The 23,964-nt window shown below is 48.0% G+C and carries 9 protein-coding genes; all 9 read left to right on the forward strand.

Annotated features, from left to right (window positions below):
- Window positions 1-75 precede the first annotated feature (75 nt).
- Window positions 76-1,995 carry an alpha/beta hydrolase-fold protein gene (locus ACX0G9_RS01965; protein WP_459063161.1) on the forward strand — a complete coding sequence of 640 codons (1,920 nt, stop codon included), beginning with the start codon at window positions 76-78 and terminating at the stop codon, window positions 1,993-1,995.
- 356 nt (window positions 1,996-2,351) lie between these two features.
- On the forward strand, window positions 2,352-5,507 hold the full coding sequence (locus ACX0G9_RS01970) for a SusC/RagA family TonB-linked outer membrane protein (protein ID WP_459063162.1): 3,156 nt from the start codon (window positions 2,352-2,354) through the stop codon (window positions 5,505-5,507).
- A gap of 24 nt (window positions 5,508-5,531) precedes the next feature.
- A complete protein-coding gene (locus ACX0G9_RS01975; protein ID WP_459063163.1) occupies window positions 5,532-7,052 on the forward strand; it encodes a RagB/SusD family nutrient uptake outer membrane protein in 1,521 nt (506 codons plus the stop codon).
- Window positions 7,053-7,118: 66 nt separating this feature from the next.
- Entirely contained in the window at window positions 7,119-10,484 is a 3,366-nt protein-coding gene (locus ACX0G9_RS01980) for a VCBS repeat-containing protein (RefSeq protein WP_459063164.1), read from the forward strand.
- 22 nt (window positions 10,485-10,506) lie between these two features.
- Complete coding sequence (locus tag ACX0G9_RS01985) at window positions 10,507-12,741, forward strand: FG-GAP-like repeat-containing protein (protein WP_459063165.1); 2,235 nt, start codon at window positions 10,507-10,509, stop codon at window positions 12,739-12,741.
- Window positions 12,742-12,966: 225 nt separating this feature from the next.
- Entirely contained in the window at window positions 12,967-16,110 is a 3,144-nt protein-coding gene (locus ACX0G9_RS01990; RefSeq protein WP_459063166.1) for a SusC/RagA family TonB-linked outer membrane protein, read from the forward strand.
- A 31-nt stretch (window positions 16,111-16,141) separates the two neighbouring features.
- Window positions 16,142-17,734 carry a RagB/SusD family nutrient uptake outer membrane protein gene (locus tag ACX0G9_RS01995; RefSeq protein WP_459063167.1) on the forward strand — a complete coding sequence of 531 codons (1,593 nt, stop codon included), beginning with the start codon at window positions 16,142-16,144 and terminating at the stop codon, window positions 17,732-17,734.
- Window positions 17,735-18,337: 603 nt separating this feature from the next.
- The gene (gene ltrA / locus ACX0G9_RS02000) at window positions 18,338-19,615 is read left to right on the forward strand and encodes a group II intron reverse transcriptase/maturase (protein ID WP_459063168.1); all 1,278 of its coding nucleotides are present in this window, start codon (window positions 18,338-18,340) and stop codon (window positions 19,613-19,615) included.
- 192 nt (window positions 19,616-19,807) lie between these two features.
- Window positions 19,808-23,893: a hybrid sensor histidine kinase/response regulator transcription factor gene (locus ACX0G9_RS02005; RefSeq protein WP_459063169.1), complete on the forward strand. Its 4,086-nt coding sequence runs from the start codon at window positions 19,808-19,810 to the stop codon at window positions 23,891-23,893.
- Window positions 23,894-23,964: the final 71 nt, after the last annotated feature.

Here is a 23,964-nt window from a genome sequence, read left to right on the forward strand (position 1 = left end):
ATTGAATTGCCTGCTCGAAAAAGGGTACTCCGGGGATCGTAAATTTGTGTCTTGTATCAAATAAAATCTGGACGAATGAAAAAGACGTTTCTTTTGCTGCTGTTGGCTGTATCAATCAGCAAGACGATATTGGCTCAGGAGCCTTTAAAACATGCGCCGCAGGGATTTGACACCCTCCGTTCCGACATCCGGCATGGCAGGATCGACACGGTAACTTATAGCTCGACGACGGTGGGTACAGCACGAAGAGCACTGATCTACACACCACCTGGCTTTTCGAAAAGAAATAAATACCCGGTATTATATCTTTTACATGGTATCGGCGGTGATGAAAAAGAATGGCTGAACGGCGGGCACCCGGAGATCATCCTTGACAACCTCTATGCAGAGGGCAGGATCGAATCTATGATCGTCGTTATGCCTAATGGCAGGGCCATGAAAGATGACCGCGCCTTGGGTAATATTATGGCGGCAGACAAAGTACAGGCTTTTGCAACCTTTGAAAAAGATCTGTTGAACGACCTCATCCCTTTTGTTCATAAAAAATATCCGGTCTTTACAGACCGTGACCACCGGGCTATTGCCGGCTTATCCATGGGAGGGGGGCAGTCCCTGAATTTCGGACTGGGCAATCTGGATAAATTTGCCTGGATTGGCGCTTTCTCGGCAGCCCCTAATACAAAGACGCCCGAAGAACTTATTCCTGATCCTGAAAGAACAAAAAATGAGTTGAAATTACTTTGGATCTCCTGTGGCGCCAGCGATGGCCTTATAATGTTTAGCCAGCGTACGCACGATTACCTGGCCAGGAATACCATACCGCATATCTATTACATCGAGCCCGGTGTTCATGATTTTAAGGTTTGGAAAAATGGATTGTATATGTTCTCGCAGCTTATTTTTAAACCCGTGGATACAGCCACCTTTTCCAGGTATCCTGTAGTTGGGGCGCCCGCGGCGACCAATGTCCGGTCAGCAGGCTACCCCCAGATACTAGCCGACCATCGCGTTATTTTTCGTATCAGGGCTCCGCATGCGCAGACTGTCCAGATAGATCTTGGGAAAAAATACGATATGGCAAAAGACACCGGCGGTTATTGGATGGTCACCACGGATTCGATAGGAGAGGGCTTCCATTATTATTCTCTGGTGATCGATGGCGTCTCCCTGGCCGACCCTTCCAGCGAAACCTTTTATGGTATGGGAAGAATGGCCAGTGGTATTGAGATACCGTTCGCAGGCGGCGGCTATTATGCCGTCAGGGATGTGCCCCATGGCGAAACCAGGATAAAAAGATTTTATTCGCCTGTTACCAGGTCCTGGCGCGATATGTATGTTTACACTCCTCCCGGCTATGATGAGCATATAAACGATAAATATCCTGTGCTTTTTATTTTGCACGGAGGCGGAGAGGATGAAAGAGGCTGGGCTGCACAGGGTAAGACAGACCTGATCCTCGATAACCTAATCGCAGAAAAAAAAGCTGTACCGATGATAGTGGTGATGCCTGATGCCAATCTTAGCATCCCGGCATTTGAGGAATCCGGCTTGAAATTGTTTGAATCCGAACTGATGCTGTCGGTGATCCCTTTTGTCGAAAAACATTTTCGCACGCTTAATGATCCCAAGGACCGTGCATTAGCCGGGTTGTCGATGGGCGGAATACACACCCTTTATACAGGGATAAGAAATACAGATAAATTTTCATATTTGGGAGTGTTCAGTTCCGGCTGGATACTGCCTATGCAGCGCAGCATTGCGGAAGGACAAAATAATTTCATGACGAAGAATGCGGATGCGATCAATCACAACCTGAAAATTTTTTGGATCGCGATGGGCGGCAAGGAGGATATTGCATATAAGAACTGCCAGATCATGCTGGCCGGGCTTGATGACCTGCATATCAGGCATAGTTACTACGAGTATCCGGGCGGGCACACATGGCCGGTATGGAGGGACGATCTATATCAACTGGCTCAGTTGTTATTTAAATAGAATCTGACTTATAGGCCCCTAGGCCATCAGCATATCTTTTAGTAGCCGCTTATAATATAATTTGCCAATGTTTTTTTGCAATCGGTTGTTTTTTTAAGAGCAAAAATTAAAAATACAGCCTGTTCTCAATAAAATTTTGTGAGATTTTTTGCAAATTTTAGCAATAAATTTTTATAATAAAAAATAGTTATAAATAATTGAAATATAGCTATTTAAAAATATACAATATTTATATATTTAATTTAAATTAGCTTTTTTTCAACAAATTTCAACTTTTATGCAATCGGTTGTTATTTTTTTTCTTTAATTTGGTTTAACATTTAAAGAATTGCCACTAATAAATTAATTGATTGCGTATGAGAAATTCCCAAACCAACTTTGCCCAGCTTGCAAAGACATCCTTCTCTTTAATTGCCTCCCTCTTTTTTTCACTCGGCTTACTAGCTCAGACACCCGTGAAAGGGAAGGTACTGGATCCCGGCGGCGCCCCACTGGCCGGAGCATCCGTCATTGTAAAAGGTACTGCGAGGGGGACCAGCACAAACAGATCTGGCGAGTTTTCCATTTCTGCAAACCCGGGCGATGTACTGGAGTTTTCAATGATCGGATTTCAGATCGGATCCATGAAGGTCGGCTCCGCCGGCAAAGACATTAATATGCAACTTCAGTTAAAGGCTGCCAGTGTCGAAGAAGTTATCGTCATCGGATATGGTACGCAAAAACGTGCCTCGGTCACAGGAGCCGTATCCAGCGTGAGCGCCAAGACCATCAGGGAACTGCCCGTAGCAAGCATTCAGCAGGCATTGCAGGGACGTGTGCCGGGGCTCACGGTAACCAACAATGGCAGCCCGGGGACTGAGCCGCTTGTTCGCATCAGGGGTATCAGCTCCATATCGTATGCTTCCAATCCCTTGTACGTGATAGATGGTTTTCCGACGGGAGATCTATCGACCATCGATACCCGGGATATAGAGTCGGTGGATGTTCTGAAAGACGCCTCTTCAGCTGCTATTTATGGATCGCGGGCTACCAACGGTGTAATCATGATCACTACCAAAAAAGGCAGAAAGGACGGCAAGATCCACGTCAGCCTTGATTCCTATTACGGCACCCAGGACGTGACCAAAAGGCTCAGTCTGCTGAACACGACACAATTCCAGCAATATGCCGTCGCCTACAGGGGCAGTAATATAGGAAGACTCCTGCCACCCTGGGTCGACCAACCTATCTATAAAGGCGCTTCTCAAACCTATGGCCAAACCAATACCAACTGGCAGGACGCTTATTTCAAACATGGAGCGATGACACAACATAATATTGGTCTCAGCGGCGGCAATGATGTTTCCAGGTATTATGCTTCAGTAGGCTATTTTGACCAGACGGGCATAGCTCCCAAAGTTGGCTACAAAAGGTATAATTTCAGGATCAATTCGGAGCACAACATTAGTAAGGTGTTTAATTTCGGTGAGAACTTATACATTGCTGTTGGCGATCAGTCATATGACAATAATGAGGCGGGCTCCAGAACCAACCTGGTGAATGTCATCAGGATAATGCCGCACATGCCTGTCTATGACCCTACCACAACGGATGGCTATAGAGGGGTACATTCTGTGCTGGATGGAGGCGACCCGACCAATCCTGTAGAAGATGCAAATGTTAAAAACCCGGGCAACAGGACCAGCTTAAAGGTTTTGGGCACCACCTACCTTGAAGTGAACTTTACCAGATTTCTGAAGTTCCGCAGCACATTTGGGGTGGATTACGCCAATACGCTGGATTATCGCTTCTCCCCCATCTTCGACGATAGTGGGACCGTGGCAGGCCATAACGCGATTGTTGCCGGCATTTGGAATAATCGTAATATTTCTACTGTTAAATTATATACGCAACAGCTGTCCTTCGATAAGACTTTTGGCAACCATCATTTCAATGCTGTAGCCGTATACGAGTTTCAACAGCAAAAGATCAAGCAGGAAAATGCCAATGGACAACAGGCCTCCAATAACCTGCGGACCCTGAACAATGCTTCAAATATTTTCATCCAGACGCTGACGAATGAAAATGACCTGATATCCTATGTCGGTCGCCTCAATTATGATTACAAAGGCAAATTCCTGTTGAGCGGCGCCGTTCGCCGGGACGGACTTTCTGTATGGGCGCCGGGAAAGAAATGGGCTACCTTCCCCTCCGGCAGCATAGGGTGGAGGGTAGACCAGGAGCAGTTCATGCAGAGCCAATCAAAGATTTCCGAGCTGAAGCTTAGGGCTGGTTATGGCGTTACCGGTCTGAACGGAACAGTACTGGGCTCCACACCTTGGCTGGTAAGTGTAAATGCCAATAGCGCCTACTATCCGTTTGGCAATGGCATCCCCAATGGTCCGGCCTCTTCTATTCAGTCCCTTGGGAACAAAGATCTGGAATGGGAGACGACCAAGCAGCTGAATTTCGGTCTGGACCTTGGTTTATTCAACAATGCTTTCACTATGTCTGCCGAGTACTTTCGACGTAAGACGGACAACCTGATCCTGGCCGTTCCGCTGCCTTCCTCCTTGGGCTATATTCCACAAAATGGCGCTCCGACAGCTACAGTACCTCAGAACGTGGCTGCTATGACCAACAACGGCTTCGAGCTGCAGTTGGGCTATAATAAGAGACAAGGTGATTTCAAATGGAATGTCAGCGGCAACATTACCTTTATTACCAATAAGGTGACGAGGCTTTCCAGTGGGGTTAAAAATATAGAAGCAGGCTCCGATGCGGACCTTAGCGAAGGCTACAATGTCACCAGTACAGCCGTAGGTCACCCCATCCAATCCTTTTACGGCTGGCAGGTCGAGGGCATTTTTCAGGATTCGGCAGATGTAAAGAAGCATGCGATACAGGTTCCTCTCGTCAACGGCGTCGGTACAAGCCCCGGGGATCTTAAATTCAAAGACAATAAAGCCGACGGAAAGATAGACAATGACGATCGTGCGTACTTAGGCAGCTTCATTCCTAAGTTCACGTATGGATTCAACCTGGGGGCTAACTACCACAATTTCGATGCATCCATGTTCTTTCAGGGCGTTCAAGGCAACAAAATATTCAATGCCACACGGGTGATCTCCGAAGGCATGATCCGCTTCTTCAATGCCAGTACCAGAGTATTGGATGCCTGGACCCCCAACCATACCAATACCAATTTCCCCCGCGCTGCATCTGCCGACCCGAACCAGAACGCCAGGCCCTCTGACCGATTTATCGAAGATGGTTCCTATCTCCGCCTGAAAAACGTGATGATAGGTTATACTTTACCTGATAAGTCTCTGCAGTCCCTGACAAAAGGAATTGTCAGAAGTTTCAGGATCTATGTTTCGGCACAAAATGTCCTGACCTTTACGAAATATTCAGGATTCGATCCGGAAGTGGGCAACAGAACCGTCAATACATCGTCATTGACCAATGGTATCGATGCAGCTGTATATCCTCAACCAAAGGCTTACCAGGTGGGCATTCAGGCTAATTTTTAACAAAAGAAAAGAAAATAAAATATTATGAGAAGTAATATAAATATACTGATAGCCGCAATTATCCTGAGCGTAGCGGCTGTGATTGGGTGTAATAAAAAATTGAATGTACTTGATCCGAACAACCCCACAGCCGAAACCTATTTCAAGACGGCTTCGGAACTGCGCAACGGGGTAAATGCCGCATATTCGAGCTTGCGTGCGGGGAACCTGATCGGCCGCGAGTGGTTCTTTACCCATGATATGCGGGGCAGTGAAACTGCGCCGGGAGGTTCGCAATTGGAGGCCCCAAGGGCCGAGCTGTTGAAGCAGGCTTCTCCGGCGCCTTCCAATTCCGTCATGTCAAGCGTCTGGGCTGGCGTCTATCAAATGATCAACAGGGCCAATCTCGTCATTTCCAAGGCTCCCGGTGTCAACGATGATGTTGCGGCAAAAGATGTCATCGTCGGCGAAGCTGAATTTCTACGGGCATGGGCCTATTTTGAGCTGGCGACGATGTGGGGTGATGTCCCGCTATATTCAGAACCTGCCACTAATGCTACCGGCTATAAAGCCAAATCACCCGCTGCAGATGTTTATGCCCTGATCATAAGCGATCTAACGGATGCGGCAGCCAGGCTGCCTGCCGGCCACTCCAAAGATGGCCACGCTACAAAGGATGCCGCCAATGCCATGCTCGGGAAGGTACAGATGCAAAAAGGCGACTACGCCGCCGCAAAAGCAGCGCTGTTGCAGGTTTATAACAAATATTCCCTCATGGATAATTTTAATGATAACTTCGACGGCGATATCCTCCTGGGGGCTAAATCCTTCGCCACCGGTCATGAATTTAACCAGGAATCCATCTTCGAGGTCGTCTTTGTGGACAAGGGCGATGATAACTTCAACTGGGGCTATACTGGCGAAGGCTCTAATGCTGACCACAGCATCATGCGCAGCCAGGAATATGGCATCGTTTGGGGAAATGTAGTTCCCTCCGACGCTATATTGAATGAGTTCGAAGCGGGCGACCCCCGATATAAATTTACTTTTTATGAGGTCGGCGATAGCATCGTGACCGCCCGCAGCAGCCAGGTAGGCAAAGTGCTAACGGTAGTCGGGATGAACGTTGACAGCAGCAATCATAACGGCGTGATCAAAAAAAGAGTGTATCGCAAATATTCCATACTGGACTGGAGCGACGATGGCTTTCATCCCGACGGTATCAACCAACGCCTGATCCGTTATGCTGATGTCCTGCTCATGCTGGCAGAATGTGAGGCCGAAGTAGGTACACCTGCTATGGCAGCCAGCTATATCAACGAGGTACGCGGCCGGAAGAGCGTGATGATGCCGCCCGTGACTCTGACCTCCCACGACAATGCCATTCAGGCCGTCATGCATGAAAGAGCTGTCGAGCTGGCCGGGGAAGAGGTCAACAATATTGACATCCTGAGATGGAGGGCTAAGAATTATTACCCTTCCATGAGGGCTGATCCCAAACCAGGACAGGTGGCCTTGTTCCCATTGCCTACAAGCGAAACTTCGGCTAATCCCCTGGTAAAATAGGCTACTTGAATTTTATTTGGAAAAGAGGCTACCTGTTAGCCTCTTTTTCTTTATTTTGTTTAAACTATGAAAGGAAGGTTTTCTTTTAGTGATCTATTTATTCCATGTATTGTTGCCGTTTGCTTGGCTGCCTGTGTTCATAAACAAAAAAACACATTATTTACACAGTTAAAGCCAGAGGAATCCGGTATACATTTCCGTAATGATGTAAATGACGGAGATTCTTCCAGCTCCTTCATCAACGAGTTCGGCTACATGGGTGGAGGCGTTGGCATCGGTGATTTTAATAATGATGGCCTGAAAGACATTTTCTTTTCCGCCAACCAGGTCAGCTGCCGTCTCTATATCAACAAAGGAAATAATCATTTTGAAGACATATCTGAAAAGGCGGGTATAACAACGAATGTATGGGCAACGGGCGTCAGCATCGTCGACATCAATAATGACGGTTACGACGACATTTATGTTTGTGTGCTGGGAAAGGACCTGGCCCACCCGGCAAAAAATCTATTATTTATCAACCAGCATGACCTCACCTTTAAAGAAGAAGCAGAAGAATACGGTCTCGCCTTTTCAGGTTATTCGACCCAGGCGGTCTTTTTGGATTACGACAAGGATGGAGATCTAGACATGTATCTTGTCAATTACTTATTAGGCACCAATACCAATAGCATTACCCCCAGGGATAGGAGCGGAAGGTCTCCCGCCAATGACAGGCTGTACAGAAATGAAGGCTATTCGAAGACAAAAGGCCATCCCGTGTTTTCGGATGTTACCCTACAGGCAGGGATAAAAGAAGATGGCTATGGTCTGGGTGTTACAGTGAGCGACTTCAATAACGATGGTTGGCCCGACATCTATGTAGCCAATGATTTCCTCTCCAATGATGCACTATGGCTGAACAATCACAACGGCACTTTTACCAATTGCATCGCCAGGTCCCTCCAACACCAGAGCTACTCCAGCATGGGCGCCGATGCGGCAGATATCAATAACGACGGTCTGCCGGATATCATAACCCTGGATATGCTGCCTGAATACAATAAGAGGAAAAAGGAATCTTTTTCCTTTATGAACTATGATAGATACGAGGCCGAGCGTGGGATGGGCTACGAGCCTGAATTCATGCGCAACATGCTTCAACTGAATAATGGCTGCGTCTATGCCGGCGATACAAGCGTCCCTTATTTTAGTGAAATAGGACAATTGGCCGGCATTCAGGCCACCGATTGGAGCTGGAGTGTGCTGGTCGCAGATTTTAACAACGACGGATGGAAGGATATTCATATCACCAACGGAATCGGCCGGGATTTTATCAATGCCGATTTTCTCGAATTCAGCAGCAAAATATTCAATAGCGATAAAAGCAGGGCCGAACAGGAATCCCTCATCAGGAAAAGATTGGCAGCGCTTGATCATGTCAATCTTCCCAATTACTTATTTCTTAACCAAAGGGATTATACTTTTACGGATGTCTCTGCACTGGCTGGTATTGACGAACCTTCCATGTCCAACGGCGCCGTTTATGCAGATCTGGATAATGATGGCGACCTGGACCTTGTTGTGAACAACATCAATAAAGAAGCTTTTGTATTTATCAATAATACGATACAAAAGAACAAACCTCCGGAGGCTCATTTCTTAAGCCTGAAATTGAATGGGGAAAATCTGAACAGACATGGCTTTGGCGCCAAAGTTCACGTATACAGTGATGGGAATATGCAGATGCAGGAAGAAAATCCTGTGCGTGGCTATTTTTCTTCCGTAGACCAGCAATTGCTTTTTGGATTGGGGAGGAACCCACATATTGATTCCATCTCGGTGATCTGGCCCGATAGCAGCATGCAGGTTATAAAGAATATCGCAGCAGATACTTTCATGACATTATCCTGGCAAAATGCCAAAAAAGGCAACCCGGCTTTCCACCCTGATACGGCAGCTCTTTTCTCGGATATAACCTCTTCCTCCGGGTTTATTTACAGACATCATGAAAATTCTTTTAATGATTTCGCACTTCAAAGATTACTGCCGCATAAATACTCCCAACTTGGCCCATTTATCGCTACGGGTGATATAAATAATGATGGAGCTACCGACTTTTTTATTGGCGGCGCTTTCAATTTTTCAGGCAAATTTTTTATGCAGGGGAAAGACCGGCTATTCACCTCGAAAAATCTTACTGATAGCATTAAAATGGAAGAAGACATGGGGTGCATCTTATTTGATGCCGATAATGACGGCGATCCCGATCTGCTGGTCACGGGTGGGGACATTCAATACGAGGATAGCTCGATCTATTATAAACCACGATTGTATATCAATGACGGAAAAGGTAATTTCAGCCTTAGGCAAAATGCCATACCGGATGCTGTCAGAACCATCGCAGGCTGTGTAACCGCTGCGGATCTCGATGGCGACGGCGATTTGGATCTTTTTATAGGCGGCAGGGTTTCCAGGGAATACCCCTTATCTCCCCGAAGTTTTATTCTGCAGAACAATAAGGGAGTTTTCACCGACGTCACCGCCAAAGTTTGTCCTGCATTGCAAAAAGCTGGTATGATCACATCCGCGGTATGGGTAGATTTTGATAATGACAAACAGGCTGACCTGGTAGTTGCCGGTGAATGGATGCCAATAAGGTTTTTTAAAAATGATCATGGTATCCTGCATGAGGTGACGGACGCCACCGGTTTAACAAATATGCATGGCATGTGGAGAAGCCTTATTGCAACGGATATCGATAATGACGGCGACATAGATTTTGTCGCTGGCAACCTCGGCCTTAATTGTGATTATCATGCCGGCGCTAAAGAGCCGATGGAGTTATTTGCAACCGACCTTGACGGAAATGGCCGGATAGACCCGGTACTTTTTTACTACATAAAGGATAGGGATGGTAAAAAACGCTCTTATCCAGCCTTTAGCAGAGGTCAGCTTGCTGCCCAGGTGCCGACTGTAAAAAAGAGATTTCTTCTTTATGAAGACTATGCAAAGGCAGGCTTTGAGGATATTTTCCAGGGAAAGACAAAAGCCGATGTCTTAAACTTCTATTGTGATGAGACAAGGAGTAGTTGGTTGGAAAACATAGGAAATGGGAAATTTGTCAAACACACCCTGCCGGGAAGAGCGCAATTCGCGCCAATTAACGCCATTATTTGCGAGGATATCGATCATGATGGGTATAAAGACCTTCTGCTGGCAGGAAATGATTTTCAAACAGACGTTATTACCGGCAGGTATGATGCATCCTTTGGTTGTTTCCTCCGTGGCAGCAATAAAAAGGAGTTTACATCCGTGCCGCCGGACAAAAGTGGATTCATATTAAAAGGCGATGTAAAAGATATGGCGCTTATCCGGTTGGCCAGGGGGGGAAGAATCGTCGTTGCAGCCGTCAATGACGATAGTGCGAGGGTTTTCAGGATCAATAAATGATAATGATTTTTAAAATATTTATATGCAACATCGCATGCTGAATATATCTGTGCTATCCTTTTTTGGATATTTTCTCCTTTTTGTTTCATGTAAGGATAGCCACTCTCATCCAAACCAGGAGATGATAGATCTTATAGAAGTTTCCGATAGATCGGATCGTCATCATGAGAATGTTTTTTGCCCCGAAGCAATGATAACGTATTCCGATTCCATCCTCAATAATACCTCCGACGCGGACGTCCGGATAAAGGCGCTTGGAAACAAAGCCGGCGCATTGCTGCAAACAGGCGAGGAACAAAAAGCGATAGATATTTTTGAAGACCTCCTTAATAAAACATCCCCCAGCAAATTGGAGCAACGACAATCCATTATGCGGGATATGGCCATTGCATATCTGAGGCTCGGTGAAAGGATCAATTGTATTCACGGCCATACCGCGGAATCCTGCATTTTTCCCATTGCAAGGGGCGGAGTTCACCAGGATAAGACGGGCTCCGCGAAAGCCATAGAGATCTACAAAGCATTATTGACTGAGAATCCCGGTGACCTGGAATCAAGATGGCTGTTGAATATAGCCTACATGACCACCGGCGGGTACCCGTCGGCAGTGCCACCGCAATTCCTTTTAAAAGTAGGGGATGATGATACCATGCACCTGGTAAAGCCATTCACAGATGTAGCAGCCAATGCAGGCCTGAATTATAAATGCATCGCCGGCGGGAGCATTGTGGATGATTTTAATAACGATGGTTATCCTGATATTGTATTAAGCAGCTGGTCCCTGACCGAGCCTATGCGCTATTACAGGAACAATGCCGACGGGTCGTTTACAGACGTCTCGGATTCATCGGGCCTGGGCTATTTGAATGGCGGTCTTAACATAATGCAAACAGATTATAACAACGATGGCTTCAAAGATATCTTTGTATTAAGGGGCGGATGGAAAGGCAGATTCGGAAAGAACCCCAATTCCTTGTTGAGAAACAATGGCGATGGGACGTTCACGGATGTGACAAAAGCCAGCGGGCTGCTTTCTTTTCACCCATCTCAAACAGCTACATGGGCAGACTTCAACAACGACGGCTGGCTGGATTTGTTCATTGGCAACGAAACCACCCCTAATGAGGAGGCTCACCCCTGTCAATTGTTCATCAATAATAAAAATGGAACCTTTACGGAGATCGCAGCAAAGGCCGGTTGCGCAATAACGAAGTATGTCAAGGGGGTTACCTCGGGGGATTATGACAATGACGGCCTGCCGGATATATTCCTATCCACCCTGAATGGGGAAAAGATCTTATTAAAGAATATATCCGGTAAGGACGGGATTATAAAATTTGAGAATGTGAGCGAGTCGGCCGGGTTTTCCAATAATTTGATCCGCAGTTTTCCCACATGGTTTTGGGATTATGATAATGACGGCTGGCTCGATATCCTCGTTTGCGGTTACGAGTTTACCCAATCTCTTTCTTATTATGCCGCGGCTGAAGCGATAAAGTCCCCAATAGGCTATTCCGGTAAAGTTTTTTTATTCCGGAACAAGCACGATGGCACCTTTGAGGATGTGTCTGCCAAGGTTGGATTGAATAGGGTTGCTTTTGCCATGGGCGCGAATTTTGGTGATATTGACAATGACGGCTACCTTGATTTTTACCTGGGCACGGGCAATCCGCAACTGAGATCGGCTATTCCAAACAAATTGTTTAAGAATATCGACGGTAAAACCTTTCTGGATGTTACGACTTCCGCACATGTAGGCAATTTGCAGAAAGGCCATGCCGTATCTTTTGCCGATCTTGACAATGATGGCAATGAAGATATATATATCAAAATGGGGGGCGCATATACGGGTGATGCGTATGAAAATGCTTTATACCTGAACCCCGGTCAAAATAACAATCATTGGATAAATCTTTTACTACAGGGGACTGTTTCAAACAAAGCGGCCATTGGTGCCCGGATAAAGGTAACCTTTAAAGAAAATAATACTGAGCGGTCTGTTTTCAGGGACGTAAATTCCGGTGGAAGCTTTGGCTCCAACCCATTGCGTCAGCATATAGGCATTGGGCAGGCTACGTCTGTTGAAAGAATAGAAATAAGATGGCCTGTAACTGGCAAATCGCAGGTATTTCAGAACCTGCCCATCGATACAAATATCAAGATAATCGAAGGGGACAGCGTCTTCAGCACTTACCGGCTTTCCCGTCTGGATTTCCGTTCCCGGGTGAGGGGGCTTTTAAGATGCTCTCCCAAATAAATCTTGGATAAATTGACCTGAGATTTTGCCGGTGGAAGGGGTAGTAAACAAATTTTACCCCAGAAATACCAGAATTATACCCTCACAGCTAACAATTCAACTCCATTATTTGCAAGTTAGCCTACCCCTGTTTTAGGGGTATCGGTCTAAATTCGGGATGTTTTACAACCGATTGCAATGCAATACAAAAAACTGCTGAATTTCAGTTACCAAAATTTGCTTCATATGAGAATGTTTAATGTGTTAGGGAAATGGGGGCTCATGGTATGGGCTTCTATCTTTTTCTGCTGCTTGCTTATGCAAGCTGGCGAAGCTTGTGCACAGGGAGGAGATCGGAGGATCTCCGGGAGGGTCAGGGACAAGGCCTCGGGCGAGCCCCTCCAGGGCGTGACCATTACGTTGCGAAAGGGACGCGGTGCAGCGACTACCGACAGCACCGGCAATTTTTCCCTTCAAATAGGATCCGGCGAGACCTTATCGGTATCTCTTGTGGGCTATAGCGGACAGGATATCCGCGTTGGCGAAGGCTCTATTTTAAACATTGCCCTGGCGAAGGATTATTCCAAAATGGACGAAGTGGTGGTGATCGGCTACGGCACCGCCCGAAAAAAGAACGTTGTGGGTGCATTGGACATCATTTCAGCCAAAGATGCCGGCGCTAATACATCTACTAACGCCTCTCAGTTACTGGTCGGTAAATCAGCAGGCGTACAGGTGCTACAGTCCAGCGGGACACCGGGCTCCGACGCGCAGATCATTATACGCGGCACAGGATCTTTCACCAGTGTGGACCCCCTCTATGTTATCGACGGTATACAGGGCGATAAGAACCTCTTCAATACGCTAAGTACACAGGATATCGATAATATTACTATCCTGAAGGATGCATCCTCCACTGCCATCTACGGTTCGTCCGCAGCAAACGGCGTCGTCATTATTACGACCAAAAAAGGTAAGTCTGGTGCTCCTAAAATATCCATTACCTCTCAATGGGGCGTGGCAAAAGCCTGGAAACAACTCCACCTGCTCAATGCCGCCCAGTATGTGGACCTGCTGAAAGATTTCGCTGTTACCAGCAACACTACGCTCCCGGCCAAGTTCAATACCCACACGGTACTGGTCGACAGTAACAACTGGCAAAATAATATATTCCGGCAGGCCCTGGTTTCCGAAAATAATGTCAACATCAGCGGTGGCAGTGAAAAGGTTACCTATAGCCTTTCCCTGGGTTTTATCAGCCAACAGTCTATCGTTCAGTCCCTGACCAACAACCGGCTGAATGCCCGCTTCTCCCTCGATGAAAACCTCGGGCGTTTCCATTTCGGCCAAAGCCTTGCTGTACGGTATACCCGGACAAAGGGGCAAATGGCCAATATCACTGATGGCATTGCCTATGCGCCTTATAAACCTATTTTAGATCCGAACATACCGGGTGGGTATTCCATCGAATCCAATATCGAGGATTTCAGCAATTCCATCAATCCCCTGCAGGCGCTCAATCTGCAACATCCTCTTACCACCGATTATGTACTGTTCCCCCAGGGTTTCGGGGAAGTCTCCCTGCTGAAAGGCCTCCGCTTCCGGAGCCAGATCTCCGGCGAGATCGGTGGCAACAGATTCTCTACCTACCAGTATCCTTACACGCTTGCCAACTATCTTACTTCTCCCCGTCAGGCACAGTTGGGATATGGCAGCTATTCTTCCTACATCCTGGAGAACTATTTTTCTTTCGACAGGACCTACGGCAAACATGCTGTTTCCGCCGTCGCCGGCAACAGCTATAAAGATCCCGGCAACAGTTCGGGCATTACGGCAACAGGGTCCAATATTCCCAATGACAATATTCAGAATATCAGCGTGTCGCCGTCGCAGACCGTCACATCTTCCAGTTATGGCTATGCGCAAAGTGCCATGATATCCTATTTTGGCCGGCTGAGCTATACTTATGACGGCAAATACATCGTCACCGGCAGTTTCCGCAGTGACGGGGCATCCAATTTCGGCCCGAACAACCGGTTTGGCAATTTCCCCGGTGTGGGCGTGGCCTGGCGTTTCAGCGACGAAAACTTTATGAAAGGCATTTCTTTTCTGTCGGATGGCAAGCTGCGTGCAGGATGGGGCAGGACAGGCAATAATAACATTCCGACTACGGGCATTACCTCTGTCCTGACCTTTAATGGCAGTCCCAGCGGCAACCTGGTCTATTCCCTCGGTCCCAACGAAGGATTTTACACCGGCACCACCATCAATACCCTGGCCAATCCCGACATCAGGTGGGAGTCCACCGATCAAACCGATATCGGCGTGGATCTTTCCTTCCTCAACAATAAATTATATATGACCGCCGACTGGTACAACCGTAAAAGTTCCGGTCTTCTTGTACAGGTGCCCGTACCCGGCAGTACAGGAGCTTCCATCAGCGGTGGCCAGCCTGTAGAGTATGCCAACGCCGCCACTGTCGTCAACAAGGGTATCGAGCTCATGATAGGTTACAGGGGGGAAATTGGAAAAGGAGGATCGTACAACGTCAGCGCCAACTTCTCCTATAATCTGAACAAGGTGGTTTCGCTTGGCAGTCAGTTCACCGCCCCCATCAAGGACGGCACTCCGACTATAACGTACACGGCGCCCGGTTCTCCCGTCGGCGCCTTTTTTGGCTATAAGCTCGACCATGTGGCCAGGGACCAGGCGGAAATCGATGCGCTTAACGCAAAGGCTCCTGGCGGTACCTACCAGAGTGGCCTTCAGCCCGGCGACTTTATTTTTAAGGATGTCAATGGCAGCGGTTTTGTTACCGACAGCGACCAGGTGATCCTGGGCAGCCCGATACCAAAATTTATCTATGGTATTAATGCCGGGCTCAACTATGGCAACTTCGATCTGAACCTCGTTTTATCCGGTATTGCAGGCCTCAAACTGGTCAATGGGTTGAAATCCATCACTTCCATAGAAGCGATAGGGCATAATGCGACTACAGATATCCTCAACCGCTGGCGTAAACCGGGCGATGTGGCTTCACTCCCAAGGGCAGGACAAAATGCCAACTCATCCGGAAATCTCCGCCCTTCGGATTGGTGGACAGAAGACGGCTCTTACCTGAGATTAAGGAATATTACCATCGGCTATTCCTTACCCAAAGACCTGGTGGCCCGCATTGCCGGTACGCATGCTTTTAAGCGTATCCGCATTTATGTAGCGGCGCAAAACCTGTTCACCCTCACTAATTATAGTGGGTATGATCCGGAACTCAGTACCATGAGCGGCCCCAATCCCAATACACATCCGCCTTATGTGTTTACCCGCGGTATCGATGATGGGGCCTTGCCACAGCCCCGGACAATGCTGGCCGGCATACAGCTCGGCTTTTGATTTAACCATTACCACACATTAAAATATTTATATGAAAAAGATATTTTTATATACCTGGATTGCCCTTGTTATGGTGAGCATGGGAAGCTGCAAAAAGTCGTTACTGGATCTCAAAAGTCAAAGCGCGTATGACTACAGCACTTATTTTGCCAGCAATGACGCCATGAACCAGGCTGTTATTGCCACTTATGCCACCCTTCTCCACAATGGCTTATGGGCAAGATCTTATTACTTCATTTTTGATATGCTTGGGCATGATGCCAAGAAGACTACGAACCTGCAGGGGGACTTTGCCAATTTGTCCGAATATTCTTTCGGCACCGATTTGTCTGAAATAGGGATGATGTGGAATTCTCTTTACCGCATGGCTTTCCGGGCCAATGTGGTCATCGACAGGGCCAAGGCCTGGAATCCTTCCGGCACTGCGGATCAACAGCATGCCAGACAATATATCGCGGAAGCCCGGTTCCTCAGGTCCTATGCATATTTCAATATCGTCAGTCTCTGGGGTGCAGCCCCCCTTATTACTTCTTATGACAGCGTCCTGAACAACAAATACTTTCCGCGCAGCCCGGCGGCTACTATCTGGGCCTCTATCGAGAACGACCTGACGGTTGGCATTCCCGACCTGCCCCTTTCCTATGATACGGCATTGGGGCGGGCTACGAGGGGCGCGGCGGTAGCATTGCTGGGTAAAGTTTATCTGTATCAAAAGAAATGGGCGCAGGCGCAGTCAACTTTTGAACAACTCACTCAAACTCCCTATGCATATGATCTGGACCCTTCCTATGACCATCTCTTCAGTACGACCAACCAGTTCAGCGTGGAGAACATCTTCCAGGTAATGAATGGATCCTGGTCGGATTGGGCCATAGGCAATCAATACTACGTCTTCGGCGGACAGGAGACCTGGGGTGGAAAGGCTACCCATTCGGACAGGGCGCAGGAATATGGTTTCAAAGACTGGTGGAATACCTATATTACGACTACTGCCGTCAATGCCTTTCATTATCCTAACCCGGTCGGCGGAGCAGCCTATATCGACCCACGCGCTTACTCCACTTTTTATGGGGACAAGCCCAGCGGAGGCGACACCGTATACTGCGAACATTGCTCCACCGGAAAAATATCCTATCCTTTTAATGCAGCGGACCCGCAAGGCGACTACAGCTGGCGTAAATACGAATATTATGATCTTGTGTCTACCTATGGCGGACCGCAAAGTTCTATCAACGGACAGGTGATACGGTTTGCCGACGTTCTGCTGATGCTGGCAGAAGCGCATATTCAGCAAGGTGACATCGGCAGCGCCCCTCTGGGATTGATCAACCGGGTCAGGCTGCGCGTGGGTGCAGCGGCTTATCTCAGCCTGGGCGCCGATCAGGCTGCCGCCATGGCGATCCTCATGAGAGAAAGACAATTGGAGCTTTGTGGAGAACAAAGCCGGTATTTTGACCTGATCCGCTGGGGCATCGCCAAACAGACCATCAATAGTGAAAAGGCGGCTGAACCCGGAGATGGCAAACAGCCATTCCAGGACAAAAATGTGTTATTCCCTATCCCGGATGCAGAAAAGAACTACAATCCCAATGTGGCGAAGCAAGTGACGAACGGATGGAATTAAAATGAAACAATAATGCGGCCGGGTGAACTTCTTCACCCGGTTTTTTGTGTGTCAGGCATGTATATCAGCTATAGGGTGTAAGTCCCGAAGGCACTTCACAGCAGGGAGCCTTAGCCAAGAGCAAGGGTGTCCGCCGCGAGGCGGAATCTGAAAGAAGCTGGCGGCAAACGTTCGGGCCTACGAACAGAAACTGCATATAAGGCGTCATTGCGTGGGTGATGTTGCAAAAATGACAGAAGCCCGATGCTGAGCGGAATGCGATGGCGTAAATGCAGAGGCCACATGAGCGGAAAGCGGATATACTTACCCTGAGAGATCTGCGGGTGAATCTTCACTTAGAGCAGAAGTCAGCCGAGGTCATAGTAGGCAGGGAACGAGCCATCCCCCGATAAAAAGGGCAAAGATGGAGGTCTCACAGACAAGCCGAAGGACCGAATGTTAGAATGGCGGAGCGATTGTAAAATCTGTAGCGAAGCGATCACAACCGAAACACGTAAGAGAACTCCCGGATTGAGCGATGGCCGGAAGCCAACAGCCATGCGGGAGGAGTTGAGCCGAGCTATACGACGAACAAGGGCAATGCCGATGTAATTTTTTTTTAGTATGCTGGAAGAAATACTCGATTACCGGAACATTCAGAAGGCCTTGAAGCAGGTAACAAGCAACAAGGGTGCCGGAGGTATCGATGGCATGGAAACAGGAGAGCTAGGCCTATGGCTGGAAACCAACTGGATGGCATGGAAAGGAAGTATTTTGGACGGCAGTTTTCGACCTCACCCGGTTCGCAAGGTAGAGATACCGAAGCCGGGAGGGGGAGGCAAGCGGATGCTGGGGATACCTTGCGTGTCTGACAGACTGTTACAGCAAGCTATCCATCAATGGCTTAGTCCAAAGTACGAGTCGGAGTTTTCCGCAAACAGTTACGGATTTAGGGAAGGGCGCAATGCCTATCAAGCCGTGTTGCAAGCTCAACAGTACCTGGATGAGGGCAAGGAGTGGATCATCGAGTTGGACCTGGAGAAATTCTTTGATCGGGTCAACCATGACAAACTAATGGGAAAGTTAGCGAAGCGGATAACCGACAAGCGAACGCTAGGGTTGATCCGGAGCTTCCTGAACAGCGGAATCATGGAGGGCGGCCTGATAAGCGCGCGGACGGAAGGAGTGCCGCAAGGCTCTCCCCTGAGCCCACTATTGTCCAATATCGTGCTGGATGACTTAGACAGTGAGCTAAAGAGCAGAGGACACAGCTTCGTGCGTTATGCGGACGATGTAAGCATCTACGTAAGGAGCGAGAAATCCGCTGCCCGGATACTGGAAACGATCAGCGCCTATCTAACGAAGGAGCTGAAGCTAAAGGTAAATGGGGAGAAGTCAAAAGTGAGTCGTCCGGAACAAAGCGCGCTGTTAGGGTTTTCCTTCTATCGCAAGAAGGACAAATGGGAGATTAGAATTGCACCCAAGTCGCTGAAACGGATAAAGGAAAAGATACGGGCAGCCACGAGCCGTAAAGACCCTACCAAGGTAACAGAGAAGATCAAGAAGATGGAAGCCTTTATCGTGGGATGGGTCAACTACTTCTTGATTGCCCGGGCTAAAGAAGTTATGCGGAATCTGGACAGCATGGCACGACACAGACTACGCATGGGTATCTGGAAGCAATGGAAAACTCCGCAGGCCCGAATGAAAAACCTAAGAAAACTCGGGATCAGTAAAAGCCAGTACTACCAGTGGGGGAAAAGCAGTACGAGTTATTGCCGGATCGCTAACAACAAAGTTATGAAGATGGCAGTAAGCAACAGCGTTCTCCAACGAACTGGGTATGTGGGCTTTTTCAACCGATACTACTGGAAAACGGAACATCAAATCAAATTATTCTAACAAACCGCCGTATACCAGACCGGTACGTACGGTGGTGGTGAGGACGGATAGCCAATTTGAAATTAAATTGGCTATCCTCCTACTCGATTTTGCTGGAACAATCGCGGAGTGTGTATATTTAAGGAGTGTGTATATTTAATGTGTAATTACTTTGTTTGTTCCATGATCAAAAGGTGGTTAATTCTTGTGTGTATGTTATTGGCCGGTGGAGAAGGATTTTGCCAGGTCAATGACTATCCATTTTCAAAGTTGGATATCCAGGATGGATTATCGGACAATCATGTGAATGCCATTTTAAAGGATCACAGAGGATTCCTATGGTTCGGCACAAGGTCCGGATTGAACAGGTATGACGGCTATTCATTCAAAGTTTTCCGGCACGATGACACCGATTCTACCTCCCTTACGGATGGGAATATACAGCGTATTTTCGAGGGGCCCGAAGATAAATTGTATATTTCTACCGGCACGGGCGGCCTCAATATTTATGATCCATTGAAGGAGCAGTTCGTTCCTCACACGGATGCCTATTTACAATCACTTCATCTGTTGCGTTATGGATTGGCCACCATTATCCATGGAAAAAATGGCTGCTATTATTTTGTATATACTGATTCCGGGGTTTATCGGTACGAGCCTGGTAAAGTGGCGGTACCCGTGCTGAAGAATATAAAGGGTATGGATCGGATACCTGCCGGAGTGAAGGATGCCGCCATGGATTCGTCAGGCGGGTTGTGGTTGTCCTATGGTAAGGGAACGCTTGAACGGATCGACCTCGCCGGCGGCAAGGTCAGCTTTCAATCGGATGCGTTGGAACAAAGGCTGCCTGTTCCGTTTGGATACAAGTTGTTCATCGACACCCGGGATAAATTGTGGCTATATGCACCAGGCAATCTTTCTGGCTTGTGGGAATTCGACCGGCAGACGGGCGAATTTTTGCATTTTAGCCGCGATTCCGGTATGGTGCGGTTGAGCAGCAATATCGTAAGTGATATTACGGAAGACGATAGAGGATTGATATGGATTGCTACCGACCAGGGGGGACTGGACCTGTTGGATAAGGTAACACACACCGTGAGGAACCTCCGGCATTCCGATGAAGAGCGAAGTATTTCCGAGAATACCATAGCTACCCTGTACCAGGACAACACAGGCACCATCTGGGTGGGGACTTTTAAAAAAGGTATTGGCTATTACCACCCTAAAATGCTGCGTTTCCCTCTTTACAGGCGTCAGCCCGGGCTGCCGGAAAGCCTGCCTTTCAATGATGTAAACTGTTTTGCGGAAGACGGCAAAGGAAATATCTGGATTGGCACGAATGGCGGGGGGCTTATTTATTTCGACCGGGTCCTTAATACATTCGCCAGGTTCCGGCATGAAGCAGGCAACTCCAACAGTCTTTCCGGCGATGTGGTGGTGGTGATGACAGTGGATCACCGGGGATGGCTGTGGATCGGAACATACCAGGGTGGCCTTGATTGTTATGACGGCACGAAGTTCATCCATTACCGGCACTTGGAGTCGGACCCGGCCAGCCTTTCGGATGACCGGATTTATGCCCTTAGGGAGGACAGGAACAGTGATCTTTGGATAGGGACCATGTATGGCGGCCTTGACCGGCTCGATCGGACAAGCGGGAAATTTTATCATAACAATGTCGCCATTCCCTATTCCATTCATTCGAATTATGTTTCTTCCCTGGAAGAGGATTCGGCGGCCAATTTGTGGATAGGTACGGCATACGGCATCAATGTGTTGATCCGAAATACGGGGAAGTATATTTATCTCACTTCCGAAAGCAGTAAGTTAACTGACAATATCGTGTTTGGGATGGCTTGCGATCACAAGGGGAATATGTGGGTGGCGACAAGACAGGGGTTGAGCGTTATGGCGCGGGGTAAAGATACTTTTCAGGTGTTCCGGATGAAGGACGGACTTCCTTCCAACACGATCCTGAGCGTACTCGAGGATCGGGATCATTTTTTATGGGTCAGCACTTCCGGCGGCGTCTCCAGGATTGCCGTCTCTGAAGAAGGGGGACGCTTCAGGATCAAATGCGTAAATTTTGATGGATACGACGGCCTCCAGGGCCGGGAATTCAATGAGAATGCCGCATTGCGTACCAGGTCGGGAGAACTGTTGTTCGGCGGGGCGAATGGATTCAATCTTTTTAAGCCGGAATTGATCGGTCGGGATGAAAATATCCCCCCGGTAGTGCTGACGGGCCTGCAATTATACAATAAGGAAGTTCCATTGCCTGCTTCCACCCTTTCTGATGGCAAGCTGGTACTTTCTTATGACGAGAACAACTTTACGCTGGAGTTTGCTGCACTGAGCTATATCAACGCGAGAAAGAATAAATATAAGTACCAACTGATAGGATTTGATAAGGACTGGATGCAGTCCGATGGCAGAAACCGGCGCGCTACCTATACGAATATCGATCCTGGGGAGTATGAATTCCGCGTCCGGGCTTCCAACAGTGATGGGGTATGGAACGATAAAGGAATCTCTATTCATGTGCTGGTTAAGCCACCTTTCTGGAAAACCGGTTTTGCTTACGTCATTTATATCCTCCTCGTACTTGGCGTTTTGTATTTGGGTCGTATGAGTATTTTAAGACGTGCCAAAGCGCGGTTTGCCCTGGCAGAAGAGAGGCGTGAGGCCTTAAGAGTACATGAGCTGGACAGGATGAAGATCAAGTTTTTTACCAATCTCAGCCATGAGTTTCGCACGCCGCTGTCCCTGATCCTTTCGCCGGTGGATAAATTGATACGTAGCGTCGAAGATCCCGGTTGGAGGCAATTGGCGATGACGATCGAACGGAATGCCAAAAGATTGCTGCATCTGGTGAACCAGTTGCTGGATATTAGGAAGATGGAAGTGAATGAGCTGAAGTTGAATATGCGCCAAGGCGATATAGCTTCCTTTATAAAGGCGACGGTGAACTCTTTCACAGACCTGGCCGAAGAGCGGGGAGTTACTTTCCGCTATGAGACACAGGTCGAGCATCTCCAGACATTATTCGACAAGGACAAAGTGGAGCGAATACTTTTCAATCTGTTATCCAACTCCTTTAAGTTCACCCCTACCGGTAGCTCTGTGATGGTGACCCTGAACGTGGCGGAAAAAGATGAAAAAGGAGCCCTGCTGGAATTAAAGGTAAAAGATACGGGCATAGGGATCCCACCTGCACTTCAGAGCAAGATATTTGATTCATTCTTTCAAGGGGAGATGCCGGGCCATATCAGGAACCAGGGCACTGGCATCGGACTGGCTATTACCAGGGAATTCGTGGAAATGCACGGAGGTACCATCAAGGTCGAGAGCATGCCTGGCAAGGGTAGCTGTTTTACCATATTGTTGCCCGTATCAGCGATTACGGAGATTTCTGCAGATGTTTCAGTCACGACATTTGACAGCCAGGATGAAGAGGATATATCGCCAATGGCGGCAACGGAAGAAAGGACAGGCAATCCGCCTCCTCTTTCCGCTGGTGGAGAGAAGCCATTCAAAGTTCTGCTGGTGGAAGACGACGACGACTTCAGGTTCTACCTGAAGGACAATCTGGCCTCCCTGTTTACCATAATGGTGGCGGCAAATGGCAAGGAAGGCTGGCAGAAGACGCTTGCCGGGCAGCCGGACCTCGTAGTCAGCGATGTCAACATGCCATTGATGGATGGGATGGAACTTGCCAGGAAAATTAAAGGTGACGAGCGGGTGCAACATATCCCTGTTATTTTGCTTACAGCCCTTTCAAGCGAGCAGGACCAACTGCGTGCACTTGGTATGGGCGTCAACGACTATATTTCGAAGCCCTTCAATGTGGAAATCCTCATTTCACGTATCCGGAATCTTTTGGAGTTCAGGGGATCTGTCGTGAAAGCCTTCAAAAAGAGGGTAGACGCGGAGCCTGCTGAGATCGACATCGAGCCGGAGGAAACGCAGGAGAACTTCATTCGTCAGGCTGTCGGGGTACTGGAGAAAAACATTTCCAACCCGGATTTTTCTGTTGACGAATGGTCCAGGGAAATGGGCCTGAGCAGGACGACTTTATATAAAAGAATACTTTCTGCGACAGGGAACACCCCGATAGGCTTTATACGCGGCTTCCGGATGAAGCGTGCGGCCCAATTGCTGGAAAAGACCCGGCACAATGTGGCTGAGGTGGCCTATATGGTTGGCTTCAATAATCCTAAATATTTCGCAAGATATTTTAAGGAGGTCTACGGCAAACTACCCAGCGCCTATCAGGCGGAGAAGCGGAAAAAGGGGTGACAGGTTTCACTTGAACCATTTTTACCCTAAAAATAACAGAATCATACCCTCAGGGGCAACAATTCAACACC

Source organism: Flavitalea flava (assembly GCF_054461575.1).